21 protein-coding genes and 4 pseudogenes are annotated in these 22,567 nt (G+C 70.6%); 11 read left to right on the top strand and 14 right to left on the bottom strand.

Annotated features, from left to right (window positions below):
- Positions 1 to 33: 33 nt before the first annotated feature.
- The 3 genes from CP976_RS32225 to CP976_RS32220 all read right to left on the bottom strand — a co-directional run bounded on the left by CP976_RS32225 (position 34) and on the right by CP976_RS32220 (position 2,686).
- Positions 34 to 1,137 carry a fatty acid desaturase family protein gene (locus CP976_RS32225; RefSeq protein ID WP_030854067.1) on the bottom strand — a complete coding sequence of 368 codons (1,104 nt, stop codon included), beginning with the start codon at positions 1,135 to 1,137 and terminating at the stop codon, positions 34 to 36.
- A 245-nt stretch (positions 1,138 to 1,382) separates the two neighbouring features.
- Entirely contained in the window at positions 1,383 to 1,547 is a 165-nt protein-coding gene (locus tag CP976_RS43055) for a hypothetical protein (RefSeq protein ID WP_167537461.1), read from the bottom strand.
- Between the two features lie 143 nt (positions 1,548 to 1,690).
- On the bottom strand, positions 1,691 to 2,686 hold the full coding sequence (locus tag CP976_RS32220; RefSeq protein WP_150483454.1) for a DUF2156 domain-containing protein: 996 nt from the start codon (positions 2,684 to 2,686) through the stop codon (positions 1,691 to 1,693).
- A 175-nt stretch (positions 2,687 to 2,861) separates the two neighbouring features.
- Here CP976_RS32220 and CP976_RS32215 point away from each other — a divergent pair.
- The 8 genes and pseudogenes from CP976_RS32215 to CP976_RS44520 all read left to right on the top strand — a co-directional run.
- Positions 2,862 to 2,954: pseudogene (locus CP976_RS32215) on the top strand.
- A 31-nt stretch (positions 2,955 to 2,985) separates the two neighbouring features.
- Positions 2,986 to 3,078: pseudogene (locus CP976_RS32210) on the top strand.
- A 31-nt stretch (positions 3,079 to 3,109) separates the two neighbouring features.
- A pseudogene (locus tag CP976_RS32205) lies at positions 3,110 to 3,202 on the top strand.
- Between the two features lie 418 nt (positions 3,203 to 3,620).
- Entirely contained in the window at positions 3,621 to 4,415 is a 795-nt protein-coding gene (locus tag CP976_RS32200) for an AfsR/SARP family transcriptional regulator (RefSeq protein WP_150483453.1), read from the top strand.
- A 108-nt stretch (positions 4,416 to 4,523) separates the two neighbouring features.
- Complete coding sequence (locus CP976_RS32195; RefSeq protein WP_150483452.1) at positions 4,524 to 4,955, top strand: hypothetical protein; 432 nt, start codon at positions 4,524 to 4,526, stop codon at positions 4,953 to 4,955.
- 25 nt (positions 4,956 to 4,980) lie between these two features.
- The gene (locus tag CP976_RS32190; protein ID WP_150483451.1) at positions 4,981 to 6,525 is read left to right on the top strand and encodes an acyl-CoA carboxylase subunit beta; all 1,545 of its coding nucleotides are present in this window, start codon (positions 4,981 to 4,983) and stop codon (positions 6,523 to 6,525) included.
- Between the two features lie 32 nt (positions 6,526 to 6,557).
- The gene (locus CP976_RS32185; RefSeq protein WP_030234973.1) at positions 6,558 to 6,746 is read left to right on the top strand and encodes an acyl-CoA carboxylase epsilon subunit; all 189 of its coding nucleotides are present in this window, start codon (positions 6,558 to 6,560) and stop codon (positions 6,744 to 6,746) included.
- Positions 6,747 to 6,884: 138 nt separating this feature from the next.
- Positions 6,885 to 7,210, top strand: a pseudogene (locus CP976_RS44520) (hypothetical protein); the annotation flags it as partial.
- A 475-nt stretch (positions 7,211 to 7,685) separates the two neighbouring features.
- Here CP976_RS44520 and CP976_RS32175 read toward each other — a convergent pair.
- From CP976_RS32175 to CP976_RS32165, 3 genes are all read right to left on the bottom strand, one after another.
- The gene (locus tag CP976_RS32175) at positions 7,686 to 9,014 is read right to left on the bottom strand and encodes a class I SAM-dependent RNA methyltransferase (protein WP_150483450.1); all 1,329 of its coding nucleotides are present in this window, start codon (positions 9,012 to 9,014) and stop codon (positions 7,686 to 7,688) included.
- A gap of 124 nt (positions 9,015 to 9,138) precedes the next feature.
- Positions 9,139 to 11,190 (bottom strand): APC family permease, encoded by a 2,052-nt coding sequence (locus CP976_RS32170; protein WP_150483449.1) that lies wholly within the window; start codon positions 11,188 to 11,190, stop codon positions 9,139 to 9,141.
- A gap of 265 nt (positions 11,191 to 11,455) precedes the next feature.
- Positions 11,456 to 12,406 (bottom strand): PfkB family carbohydrate kinase, encoded by a 951-nt coding sequence (locus CP976_RS32165; RefSeq protein WP_150483448.1) that lies wholly within the window; start codon positions 12,404 to 12,406, stop codon positions 11,456 to 11,458.
- Positions 12,407 to 12,654: 248 nt separating this feature from the next.
- Between CP976_RS32165 and CP976_RS32160 the strand changes: the two genes are divergently transcribed.
- Both CP976_RS32160 and CP976_RS32155 read left to right on the top strand, forming a co-directional pair.
- Complete coding sequence (locus CP976_RS32160) at positions 12,655 to 13,326, top strand: potassium channel family protein (RefSeq protein ID WP_150483447.1); 672 nt, start codon at positions 12,655 to 12,657, stop codon at positions 13,324 to 13,326.
- A complete protein-coding gene (locus tag CP976_RS32155) occupies positions 13,326 to 14,003 on the top strand; it encodes a potassium channel family protein (RefSeq protein ID WP_010035052.1) in 678 nt (225 codons plus the stop codon). Before CP976_RS32160 ends, CP976_RS32155 begins: the two co-directional genes overlap by 1 nt.
- 164 nt (positions 14,004 to 14,167) lie before the next feature.
- Here the strand turns inward: CP976_RS32155 and CP976_RS32150 are convergent, their stop codons facing one another.
- The 8 genes from CP976_RS32150 to CP976_RS32115 form a co-directional block, all read right to left on the bottom strand.
- A complete protein-coding gene (locus tag CP976_RS32150; RefSeq protein ID WP_150483446.1) occupies positions 14,168 to 14,896 on the bottom strand; it encodes a DUF3159 domain-containing protein in 729 nt (242 codons plus the stop codon).
- 3 nt (positions 14,897 to 14,899) lie between these two features.
- Positions 14,900 to 15,298 (bottom strand): OB-fold nucleic acid binding domain-containing protein, encoded by a 399-nt coding sequence (locus CP976_RS32145; protein WP_150483445.1) that lies wholly within the window; start codon positions 15,296 to 15,298, stop codon positions 14,900 to 14,902.
- Between the two features lie 53 nt (positions 15,299 to 15,351).
- Positions 15,352 to 16,035, bottom strand: coding sequence for a response regulator (locus CP976_RS32140; protein ID WP_150483444.1), 684 nt, complete (start codon positions 16,033 to 16,035; stop codon positions 15,352 to 15,354).
- Positions 16,032 to 18,587, bottom strand: a complete 2,556-nt coding sequence (locus CP976_RS32135; RefSeq protein WP_150483443.1) for a sensor histidine kinase — start codon at positions 18,585 to 18,587, stop codon at positions 16,032 to 16,034. The genes CP976_RS32140 and CP976_RS32135 overlap by 4 nt, the downstream gene beginning before the upstream one ends.
- 131 nt (positions 18,588 to 18,718) lie before the next feature.
- Complete coding sequence (locus tag CP976_RS32130; RefSeq protein WP_150483442.1) at positions 18,719 to 19,885, bottom strand: alginate lyase family protein; 1,167 nt, start codon at positions 19,883 to 19,885, stop codon at positions 18,719 to 18,721.
- A gap of 156 nt (positions 19,886 to 20,041) precedes the next feature.
- On the bottom strand, positions 20,042 to 20,794 hold the full coding sequence (locus CP976_RS32125) for a DUF3710 domain-containing protein (RefSeq protein ID WP_150483441.1): 753 nt from the start codon (positions 20,792 to 20,794) through the stop codon (positions 20,042 to 20,044).
- Position 20,795: 1 nt separating this feature from the next.
- The gene (gene dut, locus CP976_RS32120; RefSeq protein WP_150483440.1) at positions 20,796 to 21,356 is read right to left on the bottom strand and encodes a dUTP diphosphatase; all 561 of its coding nucleotides are present in this window, start codon (positions 21,354 to 21,356) and stop codon (positions 20,796 to 20,798) included.
- Between the two features lie 95 nt (positions 21,357 to 21,451).
- The gene (locus CP976_RS32115; RefSeq protein WP_150483439.1) at positions 21,452 to 22,036 is read right to left on the bottom strand and encodes a PaaI family thioesterase; all 585 of its coding nucleotides are present in this window, start codon (positions 22,034 to 22,036) and stop codon (positions 21,452 to 21,454) included.
- 58 nt (positions 22,037 to 22,094) lie between these two features.
- Here CP976_RS32115 and CP976_RS32110 point away from each other — a divergent pair, with 58 nt between their 5' ends.
- Complete coding sequence (locus tag CP976_RS32110; protein ID WP_150483438.1) at positions 22,095 to 22,553, top strand: DUF3093 domain-containing protein; 459 nt, start codon at positions 22,095 to 22,097, stop codon at positions 22,551 to 22,553.
- Positions 22,554 to 22,567: the final 14 nt, after the last annotated feature.

Here is a 22,567-nt window from a genome sequence, read left to right as displayed (position 1 = left end):
CGGACCGGCGGCGACCGAGGGGCGCGGGCCGGGTCAGGCCGCCTGGGCTGCCCGGCGCCTGATCTCCTCCTCCACGGTCCCGGCCCGCACCGGCTCACTGACCTCGTGCAGGTAGGAGGCGACCTCCCGGTAGGACGCCCAGAAGCCGACCTCGTGGTACGGCACCCCGCGCTCGGCGCAATAGGCGCGGGTCAGTTCCCGGGCGCGCGCCAGGTGCTTCTGCGGCATGGCCGGGAACAGATGGTGCTCGACCTGGTAGTTGAGGCCGCCGTAGAGGAAGTCGACCACCGGGTTCGGGCGGATGTTGCGGGAGGTGAGGACCTGGCGCTCCAGCCAGTCCAGGGTCTCCTCCTCGCCGTCGCGGACGTCCATGCCCTTGTGGTTCGGGGCGAAGATCATGCCGAAGTAGACGCCCAGGGCGGCGTGCTGCACGAGGATGAACGCGACGGCGAGGACCGGCGAGAGCACCGTGAAGACCAGGGCGCAGTAGACCGCGGCGCGCAGCACGATCAGGAACGACTCCAGCACGGGCCGCTTGGTCTTGCCCTGCGCGATGGACACCACGGCCGTCCGGAGCATCTTGAAGCCCTCCAGGACGAGCAGCACGAAGAACAGCACGCTCTGGTGGCGCACGACGAACTTCTGCGTGCCCCGCCGGCTGGGGTACTGCTTGACGTCGAAGATGACGGTGCGCCGGCCGATGTCCGGGTCCTTGTCCAGGTGGTTGGGGTTGCTGTGGTGCCGGTTGTGGTGGTTGACCCACCAGCCGTAGCTGACCCCGTTGACGAGGTTGGCGTGGATGTAGCCGACGGCGGAGGCGGCCTTCTTGCTGCGGAACATGGCCTTGTGTCCGGCGTCGTGCCACATGAACGCCGACTGGCCGCCGCACAGCCCCATCCACAGGGCCGTCAGCAGCTGCCACCAGGAGTCGCCCAGGGCGAAGAACGCGGCGAATCCGATCAGCAGCAGGGTGGTGTTGATCGCGAGACGGCCCACGTAGTAGCGCGGGTCGAGGTCGAGGAGACCTTCCGCTTTGACGCGTTTGAGGAGCTCGGCGAACGTCGCCGAGGCACCGGTGCGCGGGCCGGCCGCGGAGGCGGCTGCTGCCCCGGCTTCTTGTGTGTGCGGACGCTGCATGCGTTGCTCTCCTTGGGAGAAGTGCCCGGTTCGGGCGGCGGCGCCGCTGCCCCGCGGACCTGCGGGCGCCGCGAGTCGACAGTGCTCCCGCGGGCGGTCGGGAACGCGCGGGCGTGCCCGCCCGGCGGTCCGGGAACGCCGGAGCACAGTGCGGTACTCCGCCGGAGGACCACCGGACGAACACGTGTCCAGCGTGCTGCGCCGCGCTGATGTGCCACTGATGCCGGTCTGATCGGCGGCGGCCGTCAGGCGGCGGACTCGGCGCGCAGCCGTTCGTCGAGCGCCAGGACGGCGGCGTCCGCGTCGCGCGCCACGTCCTCGTCGTCGGGCGCGCCGATGACGGCCATCAGCCGCTCGACCACGGTGTGCTGGAGGACTTCGGTGCTGGTGTCGGGTCCGTTGTCGCTCATCGCTGGTTCTCCTGTTCCGGAAGACGGGTGGTGCGTGAGGGCGGTGCGGGGAGGGTGACCCGCGGCGCGCCGCGACGCCGCGCCCCGCTGCGGGCACGGTCGGTCCGGAGTTCCCCGCTGCGGGCGTGGCAGATGACGGATCGTCAGAACGCCTTGCAAGCACGGAAGACGTGGGCGAAGGACGCCAGCGAGGCCTGCGGGCCGTCGAAGGCGACGTACTCCGGGATGACCACGTCCGGAGCCCACTTCTGCTTGTACGACAGCTGGGTCTGCGCCGGGTACAGCGCGGCCCCCTCGGCCCACAGGGCGTGCATCAGCCACTGGAACGCCGGGCTGTGGCCGTCGATCTCGTGGCCGGCGTCGAGGCCGGTGAACGGGGTGAAGCCGAAGTGCAGCCACTCGACGCCTTCCGAACGGAACACCTCGACGGCGGTCGCGTTGATGGCCTCCATCAGTCCCGGGGAGCCGTCCGGGACGCGCCGGCTCAGGTCGTGCATCCAGCCGGCCCGGCCGCCGTACACCGGCGAGTAGGAGATGTACGCCACGGGGCTGCCGTCGATGGTGCCGGTGAACAGCCGGCGGTGTGCCTGGGCCGGTCCGCCGATCTGGCCGACCAGGAACTCCAGTTGCTGGGCGCCGCCCTTGGAGCCGAGCCAGGCCCGGTCGATGGCGGCGATCGCTTCCTGCCAGTCGTCGGCGGGGACCTCCTGGACGACCAGGCCGTTGCGGCGGGCCCGGGAGATCTTGTTGCGCAGCTGCATGAAGCGGGTGCCGCGCAGTGTGAAGTCCTGCAGGCCGACGGCCCAGGAGGCGCCGACCTGGTTGACGGTGAAGCCGCGGCGGGCGTAGTGCTCGGCGTCGGCGCGCTGGAGCTGGATGCCGACCAGGGTGCGGCCCTCGTCGCGGACGTGCCGGCGGAAGGCCTCCAGGAGGGGGCCGTAGGCGTCGGGGGCGGCGAAGGGGCCGCCGAACTGGACGGCGAACCGGCCCGTGCGGCGGTACACGACGACGCCGTCGGCACCGGGCAGTGTGAAGACGTCATTTCCGCTGTTGAGGGCCAGGAACGCGCTTGGGTTCTCGCTTGACGTATGGGTGCTTATCGCCTCGAGAACCGGGTTGTCCATGGCGGTCACGGTCATTGTTTTCCCCTTTCGGGAGCGTTTTCCGTCGTCCCGAGTAGAGCATCGAGGGCAGGCGCGGGAAAAGACCGGAAGGGAATTCTCCGATCGAGTCAGAAAGACGTCAGCGCTTTGTCAGACCTCCCTGCCAATGTTGTTCTCGTGAACGGCACGGGAGACCGGAAGCCGGGAACGAGGAGAGGTGCCCGGAGCGGCTCAACGGGGACCAGAGAGCAATCTCACGGTCGGGCCCACAAAGCCCACGCAGGTTCGAATCCTGCCCTCTCCGCGAAAACGGCCACGCACCAACGGCCACACAAGGAGAGGTGCCCGGAGCGGCTCAACGGGGACCAGAGAGCAATCTCACGGTCGGGCCCACAAAGCCCACGCAGGTTCGAATCCTGCCCTCTCCGCGAAAACGGCCACGCACCAACGGCCACACAAGGAGAGGTGCCCGGAGCGGCTCAACGGGGACCAGAGAGCAATCTCACGGTCGGGCCCACAAAGCCCACGCAGGTTCGAATCCTGCCCTCTCCGCTCGTCATATACGCCCCGGCGCCCGGTTTCCGGCGCGGCCCCGCCCCTCCGGCCCGCGCGGCCCCGGTGCCGCACGCACCGTCGGTGACCCCCGCACCGGCGGACACACGCGCCCCGGCGCACCGCCCGGCACTGGGCGGTGCGCCGGGGCGCAGACACGTCCGCATCCACCACCCCTTCCGGTTGACCTCTGCTGTCCGGCAACCGCACAGCTCAGCGCCCCTGTCGGCACGACTCGGACTCGTTCAGAAGAAAAATACCTTCTCAAAGGAATTATTTTGTGTCAGGATGGAGTCGGGAGGAAGCCCCGGGACGGAAACCGGCCCGGGAGACCGCCATGCGGCCTCGGCCGCAGAGACGGACCGCCGTGACCGGCCCCCCGACCACTCTCTGCCGCACTGATCGCCAAGGGGGAAACATGCTGACGTTCTCGATCCTCGGGGCACTGCAGATCCGCACCGCGTCGGGACCGGCCGAGATCTCCGGCGATCTGCAACGGACCCTGGTCCAGACACTGCTGGTCAGCGAGGGCCAGTCGGTCTCCGGTGAGGCGCTGGTCGAGGAGATGTGGGGCGAGGGCGCCCCGGACAACCAGGCCAACGCCCTGCAGGCCCACGTCAGCCGGCTGCGCCGCAAGCTGCGCGGCCTGGAGCCCGACCGCACCACCTCGCGCGTCACCATCCACCCCTCGGGCTACCGCCTGACGGTCAACGAGGGGGAGCTGGACGCCGCCGAGTTCGTCAGGACGGTCCGCCAGGCCGAGACCCTCGGCTCGGGCTCACCGGAGGAGGCGGCCCGGTTACTGAGGCAGGCCCTGGCCATGTGGCGGGGGCCGGTCTTCGGCGGCTTCACCGGCGGGACCCTGTGCCAGCTCGCCGGCGCCCGCTACGAGGAGTACCGCATGCGGGCCATGGAGCTCCGCTTCGACGCCGAGCTGCGGCTCGGTCGGCACGCCGCCGTCCTGGCCGAACTCGCCGAGACCCACACGAGCCACCCGCTCAGGGAACGCTTCTGCGAGCAGCTGATGATCGCCCTGTACTGCGCGGGCCGCCAGGCCGACGCCCTGGACGTGTTCCGCCGTATGCGCCGCCACCTCGCCGACGAACTCGGCATCGAGCCCTCCCCCGCGCTGCGGCAGGTCGAGAGCGCCATCCTGTCCCACGACCCGGCCCTGTCCGGTGACGTGCGCGCTCCCCTGCTCCAGCTCACCTGACGCCACCGGTCCCGACGCCGCGTAAGCGGCACGTCAGCCGCTGGTCAGCACTGCCTGGAACGATCCGGATCGGAAGTGGAAACCACCCCCCGACCTTTGGAGAACCACATGACCACGAGCCAGTCGCCTGCCCGCGCCGTGACGACCCAGGGGCGCGCGGAGGCCGCGCGTCCGTTACGTCTCTTCCTCGGCCTCGACGCCGTCGTGACCGGCGGCAACGGCCTCATCTACCTGTTCGCCGCCGGTCCGGTGGGGGACCTGCTCAGCCTCGACACCGGCTTCCTCCGCGGCATCGGCGTGTTCCTCACCGTCTACGGCGCACTGGTCGCCGTGCTGGCCCGCCGCCCGGTGCCGTCCACCGCGGCCACCAAGGTGGTCATCGAGGCGAACCTGCTGTGGGCGGTCGCGAGCGTGGCCGCCGTGGTCTTCGGCTGGCTGGACCCGAACACCGTCGGCACGGTGTGGACCCCGCTCCAGGCGGCCGTCGTCGCGGCCTTCGCCGTGCTCCAGATGAACGGTCTGCGCCGGCTCGGCAACTGACATCCCGTCCCATCAGGGGGAAGACATGAGGTCCCACGTCGCGGAGCTGGCCGAGATACGCCGCCAGGTGTTGGCCGGCCCTGGTGAGAAGGCGACGCGGGCGCAGCACGCCAAGGGCAAGCTGACCGCGCGCGAGCGCATCGGCCTGCTGTTGGACGAGGGCTCGTTCCGCGAGGTCGAGCAGCTGCGCCGGCACCGGGCGACCGGATTCGGTCTGGAGGCCAGGAAGCCGTACACGGACGGTGTGATCACCGGCTGGGGCACGGTGGAGGGCCGGACGGTGTTCGTCTACGCCCACGACTTCCGGATCTTCGGCGGCGCGCTGGGCGAGGCCCACGCCACCAAGATCCACAAGATCATGGACATGGCCACCGCGGCGGGCGCACCGCTGGTCTCCCTCAACGACGGCGCCGGCGCCCGCATCCAGGAGGGCGTCACCGCGCTCGCCGGCTACGGCGGCATCTTCCAGCGCAACACCAGGGCGTCCGGCGTCATCCCGCAGATCTCGGTGATGCTCGGCCCGTGCGCCGGAGGTGCCGCCTACTCCCCCGCACTCACCGACTTCGTGTTCATGGTCCGCGAGACGTCGCAGATGTTCATCACCGGACCGGACGTCGTCAAGGCGGTCACCGGTGAGGAGATCACCCAGAACGGCCTCGGCGGCGCGGACGTGCATGCCGAGACCAGCGGCGTCTGCCACTTCGCCTACGACGACGAAGAGACCTGCATCGCCGAGGTCCGCTACCTCCTGTCCCTGCTCCCGCAGAACAACCGGGAGAACCCGCCCGCGGTGCCGTGCGACGACCCGCACGACCGTCGCTGCGACACCCTCGCCGACCTGGTCCCGGCGGACGGCAACCGGCCGTACGACATGGCCAAGGTCATCGAGGAGATGGTCGACGACGGCGAGTACCTGGAGGTCCACGAGCGCTGGGCGCGCAACATCATCTGCGCGCTGGCCCGTCTCGGCGGGCAGGTGGTGGGCGTCGTCGCCAACCAGCCTCGGGTGCTCGCCGGTGTCCTGGACATCGAGGCCAGCGAGAAGGCCGCCCGCTTCGTGCAGATGTGCGACGCCTTCAGCATCCCGATCGTCACCCTCCTGGACGTCCCCGGGTTCCTGCCCGGCGTCGACCAGGAGCACGGCGGCATCATCCGCCACGGCGCCAAACTGCTGTACGCGTACTGCAACGCCACGGTGCCGCGGATCTCCCTGATCCTGCGCAAGGCCTACGGCGGCGCCTACATCGTCATGGACTCCCAGTCCATCGGCGCCGACCTCACCTACGCCTGGCCCACCAACGAGATCGCCGTCATGGGCGCCGAGGGTGCGGCCAACGTCATCTTCCGCCGCCGGATCGCCGAGGCCGAGGACCCCGAAGCCATGCGGGCCGAGCTGGTCAAGGAGTACAAGGCGGAACTGATGCACCCCTACTACGCGGCCGAGCGGGGCCTCGTCGACGACGTCATCGACCCCGCCGACACCCGCGAGGTCCTCATCCGCTCACTGGCGATGCTGCGCACCAAGCACGCCGACCACCCCGCCCGCAAGCACGGCAACCCCCCTCAGTGACGGCACGGCCACCCCACAGTGACGGAGGTCCCATGCTCACTCCCCCGCCCCCCATCCGCATCGAGAAGGGCCAAGCCACGGACGAGGAACTGGCCGCCCTCGCGGCCCTGTTGCTCAGCCGTGCCGCCCGGGCCGGCGTCGACGCGCAGGCGTCCACCCCCGGCACCACCTCCTGGCGCCCCCACCCCTTCCACGCCCCGCACAGCTGGCAGACGCCCTGAGCGGTGACCCGCCGAAGCGCCGGGCCGCCCCCTCCCTCCGAGGGGGCCGGCCCGGCGCTTCGGCGCACCCGGCTCCCGCCGGGACCCGGCGGATTCTCCCGACATGAGGCCCGGCGTCCGGGGTACTTCACCCGCTCGGACCCGTACACCCGCTGCCGCATCATCACGATGAACGGCATCGAGGTCGAGGCCATCCTGGTCGGCCACCAGTTCGCGCGCCACACCACGGACCCCGAGATCAAGCGGCAGCTCGCCCGGGTGCGCTACCTCGAGGCGCGGCAGTAGAAGGTGGTCAACTGGCCCCTTCCGGGTGTCTCCTCCGTGCTGGAGACGACGATCGCCTACGAGCAGGTCGCCGTGGACCTGACGGCGTGGGTGGCGCGGTGGAGCCGGACCCCTACCTGAAGCAGGCCTACCAGTTCGGTGTGCTGCAGGACTTCGACCACCTGGACCGGTACGCGAACCATTCGTATGCTGTCAGCTTTGAAGACTTCGGTAGCGGCAATCTGCGATCTGTCACACGTGATCTCTTCGAAAAGAACTCAGTGCGGCCGCACAGCATCAAATCGCAGGATCTAGTGTTTTCCCTCATGGAGTTGAGTCAACTCCGCCACCCAGTATTCTTCGTCTTCCCGCTGGTCGCACAGATGCGCTCCCCGTCCATGGACAAAGCAATGAACTCGACTGACCCATTAACCTTCAGCAGCCGGGAAGGCAGATGAGCATCGTGACGCCCCGTCAGAGTCAGCGTCGAACGAGCGTCAAGACGTTTCGCCAAGCGCCCCTCACGAAGTCGAGGTAGGGCGCACGTCACCGCGCCACTGCTCGAAGCGGCAGGTGAGACACGTGGCGCGAGCTGCGCCGCGCTCCACGCGATGGACCTACGGAAACATGTCGGCACGACCCGCCCACACCCCGGGGAATCAGAAGAACAGCAGGTCAGACGCCCTTTGCTGCGGGCTCGAGAATCGCCACGCACTCCACATGATGCGTCATCGGGAACAGATCGAACGCCCGAAGCGTCCGCACCCGATACCCCCCATCCCGGAAGTACCCCAAGTCCCGGGCCAACGCAGCCGGATCACAAGCCACATACGCGATCCGCCGCGCCCCGAGGGACGACAGATGCTCCACCGTCTTCCGTCCCGCCCCGGCCCGCGGCGGGTCCAGGACGATCAGGTCGACCTCCGTGATCCCCGTGCGCGGCAACACGCTCTCGACCTTGCCCTGCTCGATGCGGACGCGGTCGAACTCGTCGAGGTTGTGCCGGGCGTCCTCCACCGCACGCTTGCCGGACTCGATACCGAGGACCGCGCCCTGCTCGCCGACCCGGTCGGCGAGGGCGCCCGCGAAGAGGCCGACGCCGCAGTAGAGGTCGAGGGCCATGTCCCCCTTGCGGGGCAGGAGGCCCTGCATGACGGCCGTCACCAGGGTGTCCGCCGCCTGCGGGTGGACCTGCCAGAAGCCGCCGCCCCCGACCCGGTGCGTGCGGCCGTCCGCGCGCTCGCGGACGAAGGGGCGGCCGTGGACGCGGTGGACGCCGCCGGAGCGCTCGTCCACGCGCAGCACCGACACCGGACGGTCGAGTTCGACCAGCGGGAGGCGCGCGCCCGGCTTCGGCGTGAGGATCACCTGGCGGTCCTGCGAACCCGTCGCCGCGATCGCCTCGACGGAGTCCATGCCGGTCCAGACCCGCTTCTCGATGCCCAGCTCGCTGACGCCCTCGGCGGCGATCATGCAGTGGTCGATCGGCTCCACCTCGTGGGAGCGGTGCCGGCGCAGGCCCGCGCGGCCGTCGGCCGTGACGGCGTACTGGACGCGGGTGCGCCAGGACGGGACCTGGCCCGCGGGCACCTTGTCACCCTCGGCGGGCACCACCGTGCCGTCCCAGCCGGCCTCCTCCGGTGTGAGCCCGGCGAGATGCTGGAGCTGTTCGGCGATGACGTCGGCCTTCAGGCGCCGCTGCGCGCCCGGCTTGGCGTGCTGCCAGTCGCAGCCGCCGCAGCGGCCGGGGCCGGCGAACGGGCAGGGGACATCGATCCGGTCCTTGGAGGCGTCCAGGATCTTCACCGCGTCCGCACGCAGGAACCGGGCGCCCTGCTCGCCCTCGGTCACCCGCGCCACGACCCGCTCACCGGGCAGCGCGTGCCGGACGAACAGCACCTGGCCCTCGGACGTGCGTGCGATGCAGTGGCCGCCGTGGGCGACGGGGCCGATCTCGACCTCGTACTCCTCTCCCACCAGCGACTTCCTCGGTTCTGCCTGCATGGTGGGGTGACTCCAAAAACGTGAGGGGAAAGGGCCGAAGAAAATCGGCCGGACAACAGCCCACCAGTCTACGTGGGTGCCGCCCGGCCGATTCACGCCCGTTTCGACGAACCGCCGGCTGCCCTCAGGCCTTCGGGTCCGAGGACTCCCTCGGCCGGTCCTGAGCGGGACCTCGCCGCACCGAGCCCGGCGCGTTCCACTCCTGCTGCCTGCGGGCCCGCCGCTTGGCCGCCTCGGAGGACTGGAGCTGGTAGGGCACCGAGGTCACCATGATCCCCGGCGTGAACAGCAGCCGGCCCTTCAGCCGCAGGGCGCTCTGGTTGTGCAGCAGATGCTCGTACCAGTGGCCGACGACGTACTCGGGGATGATCACGGACACCGCGTCCCGCGGCGACTCCTTGCGCAGCCCCTTGACGTACTCGATGATCGGCCGCGTGATCTCGCGGTAGGGCGAGTCCAGGACCTTCAGCGGTACGTCGATGCCGCGCCGCTCCCACTCGTCGCGCAGCGCCTTGGTCTCCGCCGGGTCGACGTTGACGCTCAGTGCCTCCAGGGAGTCCGAGCGCATCAGCTTGGCGTAGGCCAGGGCGCGCAGCGCCGGGCGGTGGATCTTGGAGATCAGGACGACGGAGTGGACGCGGGAGGGCCGCACGCTGTCGTCGCTCGGGCCCTCGGGGGCGGCGATCTCCTCGGCGACCCGGTCGTAGTGCTTACGGATGGCCGTCATCGTCGCGTAGAAGATCACCATGCCGAGCAGGGCGACCCAGGCGCCGTGCGTGAACTTGGTGACGAGGACGACCACCAGCACGAGGCCGGTGAAGAAGGCGCCGAAGGCGTTGATGGCGCGGGAGCGGACCATGTGGCGGCGCTTGGCCTTGTCCTGCTCGGTGGCCAGGTGGCGGTTCCAGTGCCGGACCATGCCGGTCTGGCTCAGCGTGAAGGACACGAACACGCCGACGATGTAGAGCTGGATCAGGCGGGTGGAGTCGGCGCCGTAGATCCCCACCAGCAGGGCGGCGGCGCCCGCGAGGAGCACGATGCCGTTGGAGAAGGCGAGGCGGTCGCCGCGGGTGTGCAGCTGGCGCGGCAGATAGCGGTCCTGGGCGAGGATCGAGCCGAGCAGCGGGAAGCCGTTGTAGGCGGTGTTCGCGGCGAGGAACAGCACCAGCGCGGTGGCCGCGGCCAGCACGAGGAACAGGAGGCTGCCCTTGCCGAAGACTGCCTCGGCGACCTGGGAGATCACCGGGTTCTGGACGTAGTCCGCCCCGAGCGGCACGCCGTTGTGGATGAGGTCGTGGGCCGGGTTCTCGGCCATGCGGACGTCGGTCGCGGCGGCCAGCGCGATGATGCCGCAGAACATGGTGACGGCCAGCAGGCCCATCAACGCGAGCGTGTTCGCGGCGTTCTTGGACTTGGGCTTGCGGAAGGCCGGGACACCGTTGGAGATCGCCTCGACGCCGGTGAGCGCGGCGCAGCCGGAGGAGAAGGCGCGCAGCAGCAGGAAGACGAGGGCGAAGCCGGCCAAACCCTGGTGCTCGGGCTTGATGACGTAGTCCGCCGTCGGTGCCCGCATGGTGTCGTCCAGGACCAGTCCGCGGAAGGCGCCCCAGGCGATCATGGTGAAGACGCCCGCGACGAAGACGTACGTCGGGATTGCGAACAGCGAGCCCGACTCCTTCACGCCGCGCAGGTTCATCAGCGTGAGCAGCACGATCACGCCGATCGCGCAGAGGACCTTGTGCTCGACCACGAACGGGATCGCGGAGCCCAGGTTCTCGATGCCGGAGGAGATCGACACGGCGACGGTGAGGACGTAGTCGACGAGCAGCGCGCTCGCGACCGTCAGGCCCGCCTTGGGGCCGAGGTTGGTGTTCGCCACCTCGTAGTCGCCGCCGCCGCTGGGGTAGGCGTGCACGTTCTGCCGGTACGACGCGACCACGGTGAACATCAGCACGACGACCGCGACCGCGATCCACGGACTGAAGTGGTACGCCGTCACACCCGCGATCGACAGGACCAGCAGCACCTCCCCCGGCGCGTACGCGACGGAGGACAGCGGGTCGGAGGCGAAAACGGGTAGTGCGATGCGCTTCGGCAGGAGTGTTTCCCCCAGCCGGTCACTGCGCAGTGCGCGCCCGATGAGGATTCGTTTGGGCACGTCGGTCAGTTTGGACACAACAGAGGATCGTAAGCGTTCGATTGCGGGCTCGCCCACCCGCCACCCCCCATCGGCGTTCCGTCTGCTCTCCGAGTGAAATCAGGGGCTGCTGCGGCTGGGGATTCCGCAGGTCACCCGGTTCCCATGCCTATATGACTGAGCCCCGGCCGTCCCCCGGCCGTTGCCGCCCCTGGAGGTCCCATGCACACGACCGCAGAAGTGATCGGCGCCGCGGCCACACTTTTCGTCCTCGGAATCCTCACCGCGGCGAGCGTGCGGAGCATCAGCCGCCGCAAGGACGTGTCGCCCGGGACGCGCTAGAGACAGCCCGCTCCAGCTCCGCCACCCCGGCAAGCAGCTCCTCCCGCCCGATGCTGTCCGTCCGGGTCGACGGGACCGTGCAGGCGTACGCCCCCGCCACCGCGCCGTGGAGGGCGCAGCGGTGGGCTGGGGCGCCGCTCAGCCAGGCGTGGAGGAACGCGGCGGCGAAGGCGTCGCCCGCGCCGTTGGAGTCGACGACCGGTGCCGGGGGCGTGGCGGCGGGTACGTGGGTCAGCTCGCCGTCGGCCAGGAGGTACGCGCCGTCCGCGCCGGCGGTGGCGACGACGGTTCGGGCGCGGCCCCGCTCGGTGATCCGCCGCATGGCCCGCTCGGGGTCGGTCAGTGCCGTGCTGGACAGGAAGACCAGGTCGGCCTGGTGCGCGAAGGGCTCGTGGTAGGGGTTGGACCCGTCCCAGTCGTGCAGGTCGGTGGAGATCGTCAGGCCCGCCTCGCGCAGGACGGGCAGCGCGTGGGCGCAGGGCTGGGTGATGACGACATGGGCGTGCCGGCTGGCCGCGGCCAGCTTCCGCAGCGTGGCCTCGGGCAGCCGGTCCGTCTCCGCCGAGCGGGTGGCGTCGTACAGGGACAGCCGTCTGCCGTCGGGGCCGACGAGGTTGACCGCGCGCTTGGTGCCGAGCGGCTGGGGCACGGCGGTGAGCGCGATGCCGTGGTCGCGGTGCAGGGCGCGGACCAGGTCGCCCTCGGGGTCGTCGCCCAGCATGTCGACGTGGTGTGTGCGCAGCCCCAGCGCGCTCGCGGCCAGCGCGACGAAGTCACCGCTCTGGCCCGCACGCGTCACGATCCCGGGCCGGATCATGTGGCTGTCGGCGAACGGCACGGGCAGCTCGGGCACGTGCACGATCGTGTCGACGCCCGCGCCGCCCAGGACCAGGACGTCGATCTCGGTACTCATGCCGGCTTCCTCCCCCGGCCGAGGGCGGGCAGGGCCCTCGGCAACCCCCTCGACTTTGCCGATACGTTGGAGTCGGGCAGTCGAACGCGGCACCGGCCCCGGGAGGCATCATGACGTGATTCCACCGGCATGATGTTGCCTGGCGGCCCGCACTCAGGCCGCGACGTGGTGCCTGGCGAGCCGAAAGAGAGACATGAGCAGGACAATGTTGATGGTCAGAGGGCCCGTAGGAAGCACGGTGTGACGCGATGCATATTGTGATCATGGGTTGCGGAAGGGTGGGCTCCGCCCTGGCCCAGACCCTGGAGCAACAGGGCCACACGGTCGCCGTGGTCGACCAGGACCCCACCGCCTTCCGCCGCCTGGGTTCCTCCTTCGGCGGCCGCCGGGTCACCGGGGTCGGCTTCGACCAGGACACCCTGCGCGAGGCGGGCATCGAGGAGGCCGGCGCCTTCGCCGCCGTCTCCAGCGGTGACAACTCCAACATCATCGCCGCGCGGGTGGCCCGCGAGATGTTCGGCATCGAGAACGTCGCGGCCCGCATCTACGACCCCCGCCGCGCCGAGGTCTACCAGCGCCTGGGCATCCCCACCGTCGCGACGGTCCGCTGGACCGCCGACCAGATGCTGCGCCGCCTGCTCCCCTCGGGCGCCGAGCCGCTGTGGCGCGACCCCACCGGGGGCGTGCAGCTCGCCGAGGTGCACACCTCCACCGCCTGGGTCGGCCACAAGATCAGCCGGATCCAGGAGGAGACGGGCGTGCGCGTGGCGTTCCTGACCCGGCTCGGCGAGGCGGTCCTGCCCTCCTCCCAGACGGTGTTGCAGGAAGGCGACCTGGTGCACGTGATGATGCGCACCGACGAGATCGACAAGGTCGAGGCAGTGTTCGCCAAGGGTCCCGAAGAGGAGGGCGGTCACTGATGAGGGTCGCCATTGCCGGAGCCGGCGCGGTCGGCCGCTCGATCGCGGGCGAGCTGCTGGAGAACGGCCACGAGGTCCTGCTGATCGACAAGGCGCCGACCGCCATCTCGGTCGAACGCGTCCCGCAGGCCGAGTGGCTGCTGGCCGACGCCTGCGAGATCACGTCTCTGGACGAGGCGGCGCTCCAGCGTTGCAACGTCGTCATCGCCGCGACCGGCGACGACAAGGTGAACCTGGTCGTCTCGCTCCTCGCCAAGACGGAGTACGGCGTCCCCCGGGTGGTCGCCCGGGTGAACAACCCGAAGAACGAGTGGCTGTTCAACGAGTCCTGGGGCGTGGACGTCGCCGTCTCCACGCCGCGTCTGATGTCGGCCCTGGTCGAGGAGGCGGTGAGCGTGGGCGACCTGGTCCGCCTGCTCCGCTTCAGCCACGGCGACGCCAACCTGGTCGAGCTGACCCTGCCCGAGGAGTCGGCCCTGGCCGGCACGCAGGTCGGCGACGTCGAGTGGCCCGAGGACACGTCCCTGGTCACGATCATCCGCGGCACCCGCGTCCTGACGCCCTCCCGGGAGGACTCCCTGGAGGCGGGCGACGAACTCCTCTTCGTGGCCGCACAGGCCCGTGAGGAGCAGCTGGAGGACCTGCTGTCGGTACGCCGGGACAGCGCGGCGAGCTGAGCGGGTCCCTGCGGGGAACAAGCAGGAAGGGGCGTCCCGGATCTCCGGGACGCCCCTTCCTGCTTGCTTCACCTCTCGGCCGACCGCGTCGGGCGAGAGGTGAGGCATAGGCCCTGGGGGTCTGGGGGCGGAGCCCCCAGTAAGTCCGGCACAAACGCCGGTCACTACTCGGCGGACCGAGTAGCAGCTCCCCGTTCCCTCTCCTCCGCGGCCTTCTCCTCCGCCTCCATCTCCGCGAACACGTCGATGGGCGCGGGCGCCTTCGCCAGGAAGACCCACGTCAGCCATACGGCGAGCAGGAACGGCGGGATCTTGAGGGCGACCAGGACCCAGCCAAGCTGCGTCGTGTCGGCCCACCAGTACAGCGGGAAGAGGATCGCGCACTTGGCGAGCAGGATCGCACCCCACGCGTAACTGGCCTTCGCGTAGGCCTTCTTGCGGCCGGGGTTCCGCGTGCGCCAGGAGAGGTTCTCCTTGAAGACCGGGCCGAGGATCAGCCCGATCAGCGGGACACCGCACAGGGTGGTGATGATGTAGGCGAGTCCCAGGCCCAGCGTGTAGAGCATGCCGGGCAGGTAGAAGTCCTTGGCGTTGCCGGTCATCATCGCGAAGACGACACCGAAGGCCACGCCGAAGACACCGCTGAAGGCGTGCTTGACGGTGTCCTTCGTCACCAGCCGGACCACGACCAGCACCACCGACACGGCCAGCGCCGCGATCGCCGACAGGTGCAGGTCCTTGTTGATCGTGTAGATGGTGACGAACAGCAGGCCGGGCAGCACCGTCTCGATCATGCCCCGCACGCCGCCGAACGCTTCGAACAGGGCGGCCTCGGTCACCGCCCGGGCGTCGTCCGCAGATGTCTCTTCGGTCGGCTTGTCGAGCGACGTCACCGGCTACTCCCGTCCGAGGGGTCTCAGTTCGTACTTGGGATTGAACAGCACCCGGCGGCCCCGGCTCATGGAGACGCGGCCCGATGCGATCAGCTTGCGCCCAGGCTCTATGCCCACGATCGAGCGTCTGCCGAGCCACACCACGTCCAGCGCCGCGGAGCCGTCGAACAGCTCGGCCTCCAGGGCCGGGACTCCGGCGCGCGGCCGCAGGGTGACCGTGCGCAAGGTACCAGTAACCGTCACTATCTGCCGGTCCTGGCAGTCTCCGATCCGGATACAGCCCGCGGTCTCGGTGTCCTCGCGCAGTTCCTCGGACTCCAGGTCCTCCTGCGACGAGGAGAGCCGGTCGAGCATGCGCCGGAACCGGCCCGCCTGCTTCTGCGAACGAGGAACAGCACTCATGTCTAGAGCCTACCGGGGCGTGCTGACACCCACGTAGCCCCGTGGCGAGGACGTCACTTCTCGAACCGGTAGCCCATCCCCGGCTCCGTGATGAAGTGCTTCGGATGGGAGGGATCCGCCTCCAGCTTCCGCCGGAGCTGCGCCATGTACACGCGCAGATAGTTGGTCTCCGTCCCGTACGACGGCCCCCACACCTCCTGGAGCAGCTGCTTCTGCCCGACCAGCCGGCCGCTGTTGCGGACGAGGACCTCCAGCAGGTGCCACTCCGTGGGGGTCAGCCGTACGTCCTTCCCGGCGCGGTTGACCTTCTTCGCGGCCAGGTCCACGGTGAACTCTCCGGTGTCCACGATCACGTCGTCCTCACCGCCCCCGGCCGGTTCGGCCCGGCGCACGGCGGCCCGCAGCCGGGCCAGCAGTTCGTCCATGCCGAAGGGCTTGGTGACGTAGTCGTCGGCGCCCGCGTCCAGCGCCTCGACCTTCTCGTCGGAGGAGTGCCGGGCCGACAGCACCAGGATCGGCACCCGGGTCCAGCCCCGCAGGCCCCTGATCACCTCGACGCCGTCCATGTCGGGCAGGCCGAGGTCGAGGACGACCACGTCGGGGTGGCGGGCGGCGGCGAGCTGGAGGGCGGTGGCGCCGTCGTGGGCCGCGTCGACCTCGTACGCGCGTGCCCTGAGGTTGATCACGAGGGCGCGTACGATCTGCGGCTCGTCGTCGACCACCAGCACACGGGTCATGAGGCCTGCCTTTCCGGTTCGGCTGCGTGTTCCGCCACGTGAAGTAGGTCCGGGCGCGGTCCCGCCGCCCGGAGGGTGAGGACCATGGTGAGCCCGCCGCCCGGGGTGTCCTCGGCGTCGAGCGTGCCGCCCATGGCCTCGGCGAAGCCGCGCGCCACCGCGAGCCCCAGCCCCACACCGGCGCCGCGCGGGGCGTCGCCGTAGCGCTGGAAGGGCTCGAAGATGCGGTCCTTGGCCTCGTCGGGGACGCCCGGCCCCCGGTCGACCACCCGTACCTCGACCCGGTCGGCGAGCGCGCTGGCGGCGACCAGCACGGGCGTGCCGGACGGACTGTACTTGACGGCGTTCTCGACGAGGTTGGCCATGGCCCGCTCCAGCAGTCCGGGGTCCACGCCGACCATGGGCAGGGTCTCCGGGACGTCCAGGTCGACACTGCCCTCGGGTACGCCGCCGAGCGCCATCGGCACCACCTCGTCGAGGTCGATCTCGCGGATCAGCGGGGTGACCGTGCCGGTCTGGAGCCGGGACATGTCGAGCAGGTTGCCGACGAGGTGGTCGAGGCGGTCGGCGCCCTCCTCGATGCCCTCCAGCAGCTCCGCCCGGTCCTCCTCGGACCACTCGACGTCCTCGGAGCGCAGGGAGGTCACCGCCGCCTTGATCCCGGCGAGCGGGGTGCGCAGGTCGTGGCTGACGGCGGCGAGCAGCGCCGTGCGGATGCGGTTGCCCTCGGCGAGGGTGCGCGCCCGGTCGGCCTCCTCCTGGAGGCGGCGGCGGTCCAGGACGACGGCGGCCTGGGCGGCGAAGGCGGCCAGCACGCGGCGGTCCTCGGCGGGCAGGACGCGGCCGGTCAGCGCGAGCGCCATGTGGTCCCCGACCGGCATGTCCACGTCCGCCTGGTCGGGCCGCTCGACGGGACGTCCCTGCCCGGCGCGGCCGGCGCAGGTCCACGGCTCGACGTCGCTCACCCTCTCCAGCAGGGCCGCGGACTCCATGCCGAAGGTCTCCCGGACCCGTTCCAGCAGGTCCTCAAGGCCGGTCTCGCCGCGCAGCACGTTGCCCGCGAGGAAGGACAGGATCTCGGACTCGGCCCGCAGCCGGGCCGCCTGGTGGGTGCGGCGGGCGGCGAGGTCGACCACGGAGGCCACCGCGGCACCGACGGCGACGAAGATCACGATGGCGACGATGTTCTTCGGGTCGGCGATGGCCCACCGGTGCAGAGGCGGTGTGTAGAAGTAGTTCAGCAGCAGGGAACCCACGGCCGCCGAGGCCAGCGCCGGGAACAGCCCGCCGAGCAGGGCCGCCGCCACGGTCAGCGCCAGGAACAGCAGCATGTCGTTGGCGAGGCCGAGGTCGACGGCGCTGAGCAGCGCCGCCAGGACCGGCGGGCCGGCGACACCGACCAGCCAGCCCCACACGCGCCGGGACCGCCCGAGGCGCGCGCCCCGGGCCACCGGCAGTCCGCGGCCTTTGGCGACCTCGTCGTGGGTGACGATGTGCACGTCGAGGTCGGACCCGGACTCCCGGGCGACCGTCGCGCCGACGCCGGGCCCGAAGACGTACTGCCAGGTCCTGCGGCGCGAGGAGCCCAGCACGATCTGGGTGGCGTTCACACCGCGGGCGAAGGCGAGCAGCGCGGCCGGTATGTCGTCGCCGACCACGTGATGGAACGTTCCGCCGAGGTCCTCGACGAGGGTCCGCTGCAACGCCAGTTCCTTCGGCGAGGCCGAGGTCAGCCCGTCGCTGCGGGCTATGTAGACGGCCAGCACCTCACCGCCGGCGCCCTTCTCGGCCAGCCGCGCGGCCCGGCGGATCAGCGTACGGCCCTCGGGGCCGCCGGTCAGGCCGACCACGATCCGCTCGCGCGAGCCCCAGATCCTCGACACCCGGTGATCGCTGCGGTACTGGGTGAGGTAGGCGTCGACCCGGTCGGCCACCCACAACAGCGCCAGCTCGCGCAGGGCGGTCAGGTTGCCGGGCCGGAAGTAGTTCGACAGGGCCGCGTCGACCTTGTCGGGCTGGTAGACGTTGCCGTGCGCCATCCGCCGCCGCAGCGCCTCGGGCGACATGTCGACCAGCTCGACCTGGTCGGCCCGCCGTACCACCTCGTCCGGCACGGTCTCCTGCTGCCGCACCCCGGTGATCGACTCGACGACGTCGCCCAGTGACTCCAGGTGCTGGATGTTGACGGTCGATATCACGTCGACACCGGCCGCCAGCAGTTCCTCCACGTCCTGCCAGCGCTTGGCGTTGCGGGAGCCGGGGATGTTGGTGTGGGCGAGTTCGTCGACCAGGGCGACCTGGGGGCGGCGGGCGAGGACGGCGTCGAGGTCCATCTCGGGGAAGACGCCGCCGCGGTACTCCAGCCGCCTGCGCGGCACCTGCTCCAGGCCGTGCAGCATCACCTCGGTGCGGGGGCGGTCGTGGTGCTCGACGAAGGCCACCACGCAGTCCGTGCCCCGCTCGACGCGGCGGTGCGCCTCGGACAGCATCGCGTACGTCTTGCCGACGCCCGGTGCCGCACCGAGGTAGATCCGAAGCTTGCCGCGTCCCATGGCCTCATTGTCTTCCGGTCTGCCCACTGCGCAGCGTCGACCTTACGGCCAACAATCACGACATATGGGTTCCGGGCGCGGCAGCGGGGCCGTCTTTGACGGAACTCTGACGCGCCCGGCCGACCGGGGCCTTACGCGGGGTTGTCGCCGTGGGTGAGGGTCTCCCAGGCGACGAAGAGGTTGTTGCTGCCGGCGGGGCGGCCGCGCAGGGTCAGCGTCCCGGTGTTGGTCATGGCGTGTCCGAGACGGTTGGCCAGGGCGTTGTGGCCGACCTCGGGGACCGGCCCGAGCCCGAGCTTCAGGGAGCCGCCGCACAGCCAGCCCGGGGCGGCGGTGCCGAGCTGGTACCTGGCGTGGAAGCCGAGCCCGTGCCGCAGCCGCTCCCCCACGTCGGTGCCGTAGAGGTCCTGCCCCTGGATCCGGCTGGTCTCGGCGACGTGCGAGATGGCGGAGAGGCCGTACCCGGTGTGCGTGAAGTCCCGGCAGGTCTCCTGGCTGAGCCCGTCGACGAAGGTCGACTGCCCCTGCCAGTACTTGACGATCTTCTCGCGGGTGTCGAGGTTCTGGCTCGGCACGGTCTTCGGCAGGTCGCCGTCGGAGGCCAGGTAGACGTAGGCGGCCGTACGCGTGCGGAACTTCGCCATGGCCTTGTCGTACGACGCCTTGTCCTCCAGGAAGACGGAGATGCCCACGGCGGCCTCCATCATCGACAGCTCCCAGTTGCCGTTGGAGTTCGAGCCGTTGATCACCTCGGGCAGGTACACGGTGCGGAGCATGGTGGCGAAACGGCCGGAGTTGGTCCAGGTGCCGGTGTACGTGTACTTGATGATCTCGGCGGCCTTGGGCCAGGAGGAGCCGGCCCAGCCGGTCTGGAGGGGCGCGTTGCTGTTGGTGTGGTCCCGGATCACGGCGGACCAGGCGTCCATCAGCTCGATCGCCTTGCGCGCGTGCCGTTCGTCGCGGGTGACGTACCAGGCGAGGGCCTGGGTGTAGGCCGCGATCGCGTCCTCGCGTTCGTCGGTGCAGCCGTGGTTGGGGTTGGAGTAGGAACCGCATTCGACGATCGCTCGGGGCCTGGGCGTGCGGTTCAGGTCGGCGTAGTTGCTCGCCATCATCTGGTCGAAGGCGCCCTTCCAGGGCTGGGCACCGGCGTTGACCTTGGCGCGGGTGAAGTCCAACTGCCCCTTGGAGACGGTGACTCCGGGGTGGACGAAGGTGCTGGGAGCGGCGTCGGCGGGCCAGGCGAGCACGCCGGCGACGAGGGCGGCCGTGGCCGCTAAGAGTCCGGTTCTGCGCATACGTGAGGGCCTTCCGTTCTCCTATGTGAACGTGAAGCGCCTTTATGAACAGACGCGTTGGACGGAGACGGTAGGTACAGACCAATGGCCCGTCAAGGTTCCAGCATGAGAAAGGGCCGCACTCCGAAGGGTGCGGCCCTGGTGTCTCTACGACGCTCAGCGAACCTCGGTGATCTCCGGTCCGCGCTGGAGCTGGCCCATTCCGCCGGCGAAACGGGAGCCCTCCTCCTGCTGGATGCCCTCGGGGACCATCTGGGCGTCGTTGGGCAGCTTCAGGACGATCGGGTCGCGGGGCGCCATCGGGCCCTCGCCGCGGACCACGACCGTGTCCCGGAAGATCTGCTCGAGCAGCCCGGCGGCCTGCGGCTGCACCGCGCCCTGGCCCGAGATGACCCCGCGCAGGAACCAGCGGGGGCCGTCCACACCGACGAACCGCACGACCTGGAAGCCGCCGGTGCCGTCCGGCAGCTGTACCGGCACCTGGGCCCGCAGCTCCCAGCCCAGCGGCCCCTCGACCTCGTCGACGATGCCGCCCTGCTGGGTGATGCCCGAGCCGATCTCCTCGCGCACCTCGCCCCAGATGCCCTCGCGCTTGGGCGCGGCGAAGGCCTGCAACTGGATGGCGCTGTCCCGCAGCACGACCGTCGCCGCCACGATCGCGTCACCCGCGACCTCGACCCGCAGCTCCATGCCGTCGACGCCCGGTACGAACAGACCGCCCAGGTCGACCCGGCCCTCGCCCGGGTCCCGCACCTCGGAGCTGTCCCAGGGCCCGTCGGGCCGCGGCGCCGGCTCGAGCCTCAGGCGCTCGCCCTCGCCGCCCGCCTCACTGTCGACACCGTCGACGACCTGCTCGGCCTCGCCGGCCGCGCCCTCGGCGGCATCCCTCTTCTTGCGACGTCCGAACACGTCACTGTCCTTCCCGGTCGGATACGACCGAAGCGTATCGATTCCCACCCGCCTGACCGCCCAGGGCGGCCTGACCGCTTGTGCCGCTCGTCCCGTGCACCGCGGCGTGTCCTCCGGTGGACCCGAAGCCCCCCTCGGCCCGCGCGGAATCGGGAAGCTCCGCCACCTCCTGGAAGCGGACCCTCTCGACCTGCTGGACGACCAGTTGGGCAATCCGGTCGAAGCGCTCGAACCGCACGGCCTCGCGCGGGTCGAGATTCACCACGATCACCTTGATCTCCCCACGGTACCCGGCATCAACCGTCCCCGGGGCATTCACCAGGGCGACGCCGCAGCGGGCCGCCAGGCCGGACCGGGGGTGCACGAAGGCCGCGTACCCCTCCGGCAGTGCCACAGACACTCCCGTGGGCAGCACGGCCCGCTCGCCCGGCGCCAGTTGGCACGCCTCGGTGGTGCGCAGATCGGCTCCCGCGTCCCCGGGGTGCGCGTACGCCGGAAGCGGTACGTCCGGATCGACGCGCCGGATCAGCACGTCCACGGGCTGACGGCTCGCAGGAGTCATGGGGCCTTCCGGGCTGACGGGGCTCGTGGGTGTCATGGGAGTTGCGGGAGCGGTGGGGGTGATGGGGGTGATGGGGCCCAAGAGGCCGTCCGGACTCACGGGTTCACCTCGAAGGCACGGGCTCGCCGGACCTGGTCCGGGTCGTTCATGGCCGCCTGGATCTCCTCCTGGCGGCCGTGGTCGACGAAGTGGTCGACCTTCACCTCGACGAAGAGCGCGTCGGCACGGACGGCGACGGGCCCGTCGGGGCCGCCGACGCGCCCGGTGGCGGTCGAGTAGATCTTCCGCCCGGCCACCGCCGTCACCTCCGCCTCCAGGTACAGCGTGGTGCCGACGGGCACGGGCCGTACGAAGTCGGTCTCCAGCCGGCCGGTCACGGCGATCGTGCGCAGCAGCCAGTTCAGCGAGCCGAGGGTCTCGTCCAGGGCGGACGTGAGCACACCGCCGTGGGCGAGGCCCGGGGCGCCCTGGTGGGCGGGCTGCACGGTGAACTCGGCGGTGAGTGACACGCCCTCGCCGGCCCGCGCCTCCAGGTGCAGCCCGTGGGGCTGGTCGCCGCCACAGCCGAAGCACTGGCCGTAGTGCGCGCCGAGGAGCTCACCGGGCGCCGGCGCGTCCGGATGCCGCACCGGTCGCACGGCGTCGGCCGGAGGCTGAAGAGCAGTGGAAGTACGACTCACAGCCGGAGACCTTACCCGCGCGTCGGCCCCTTCCGGACACCGTGTCAAGCTTGGCTCCATGCAGCTCTCCGCCGCCCCGTACGAAGAACGCCTGACCGCTCCCCGGTCCTGGTGGCTGATCTCGTTCCTGGTCGGGGTCTCCATGGCCCTGGTCCTGCTCCCGTTCGGCACGCTGCTCATGCTCGGCGGCCTGGCCGGGGGCACCGCGGTCGCGGCCGTCGCCGCGAGTTCGTACGGCTCGGTCCGCATCCGCGTGGTGGGCGATTCGCTGATCGCGGGCGAGGCGAAGATCCCGGTGGCAGCACTGGGCGAGGCGGAGATCCTGGACGCGGAGGAAACCCGTGCCTGGCGCACCCACAAGGCCGACCCGCGCGCCTTCATGCTGCTGCGCGCCTACATCCCCACGGCCCTGCGCGTGGAGGTCACGGACCCTGAGGACCCGACTCCGTACCTGTACCTGTCCACGCGCGAGCCGCAGCGCCTGGCGGAAGCGCTGAGGGCGGCCAAGCCGGCGTAGCACACCTGCGCGGG

This window comes from Streptomyces coeruleorubidus, from assembly GCF_008705135.1.
Lineage (GTDB): Bacteria > Actinomycetota > Actinomycetes > Streptomycetales > Streptomycetaceae > Streptomyces > Streptomyces coeruleofuscus.
The sequence above is the reverse complement of the archived record's forward strand: the minus strand, read 5'-3'. Positions and strand labels throughout refer to the sequence as shown.

Coding starts and splice junctions, on each gene's coding strand:
- CP976_RS32225 (WP_030854067.1), bottom strand. CDS start 1,137: ATGCAGCGTCCGCACACACAAGAAGCCGGGGCAGCAGCCGCCTCCGCG.
- CP976_RS43055 (WP_167537461.1), bottom strand. CDS start 1,547: ATGAGCGACAACGGACCCGACACCAGCACCGAAGTCCTCCAGCACACC.
- CP976_RS32220 (WP_150483454.1), bottom strand. CDS start 2,686: ATGACCGTGACCGCCATGGACAACCCGGTTCTCGAGGCGATAAGCACC.
- CP976_RS32200 (WP_150483453.1), top strand. CDS start 3,621: ATGCTGACGTTCTCGATCCTCGGGGCACTGCAGATCCGCACCGCGTCG.
- CP976_RS32195 (WP_150483452.1), top strand. CDS start 4,524: ATGACCACGAGCCAGTCGCCTGCCCGCGCCGTGACGACCCAGGGGCGC.
- CP976_RS32190 (WP_150483451.1), top strand. CDS start 4,981: ATGAGGTCCCACGTCGCGGAGCTGGCCGAGATACGCCGCCAGGTGTTG.
- CP976_RS32185 (WP_030234973.1), top strand. CDS start 6,558: ATGCTCACTCCCCCGCCCCCCATCCGCATCGAGAAGGGCCAAGCCACG.
- CP976_RS32175 (WP_150483450.1), bottom strand. CDS start 9,014: ATGCAGGCAGAACCGAGGAAGTCGCTGGTGGGAGAGGAGTACGAGGTC.
- CP976_RS32165 (WP_150483448.1), bottom strand. CDS start 12,406: ATGAGTACCGAGATCGACGTCCTGGTCCTGGGCGGCGCGGGCGTCGAC.
- CP976_RS32160 (WP_150483447.1), top strand. CDS start 12,655: ATGCATATTGTGATCATGGGTTGCGGAAGGGTGGGCTCCGCCCTGGCC.
- CP976_RS32155 (WP_010035052.1), top strand. CDS start 13,326: ATGAGGGTCGCCATTGCCGGAGCCGGCGCGGTCGGCCGCTCGATCGCG.
- CP976_RS32145 (WP_150483445.1), bottom strand. CDS start 15,298: ATGAGTGCTGTTCCTCGTTCGCAGAAGCAGGCGGGCCGGTTCCGGCGC.
- CP976_RS32140 (WP_150483444.1), bottom strand. CDS start 16,035: ATGACCCGTGTGCTGGTGGTCGACGACGAGCCGCAGATCGTACGCGCC.
- CP976_RS32135 (WP_150483443.1), bottom strand. CDS start 18,587: ATGGGACGCGGCAAGCTTCGGATCTACCTCGGTGCGGCACCGGGCGTC.
- CP976_RS32130 (WP_150483442.1), bottom strand. CDS start 19,885: ATGCGCAGAACCGGACTCTTAGCGGCCACGGCCGCCCTCGTCGCCGGC.
- dut (WP_150483440.1), bottom strand. CDS start 21,356: ATGACTCCTGCGAGCCGTCAGCCCGTGGACGTGCTGATCCGGCGCGTC.
- CP976_RS32110 (WP_150483438.1), top strand. CDS start 22,095: ATGCAGCTCTCCGCCGCCCCGTACGAAGAACGCCTGACCGCTCCCCGG.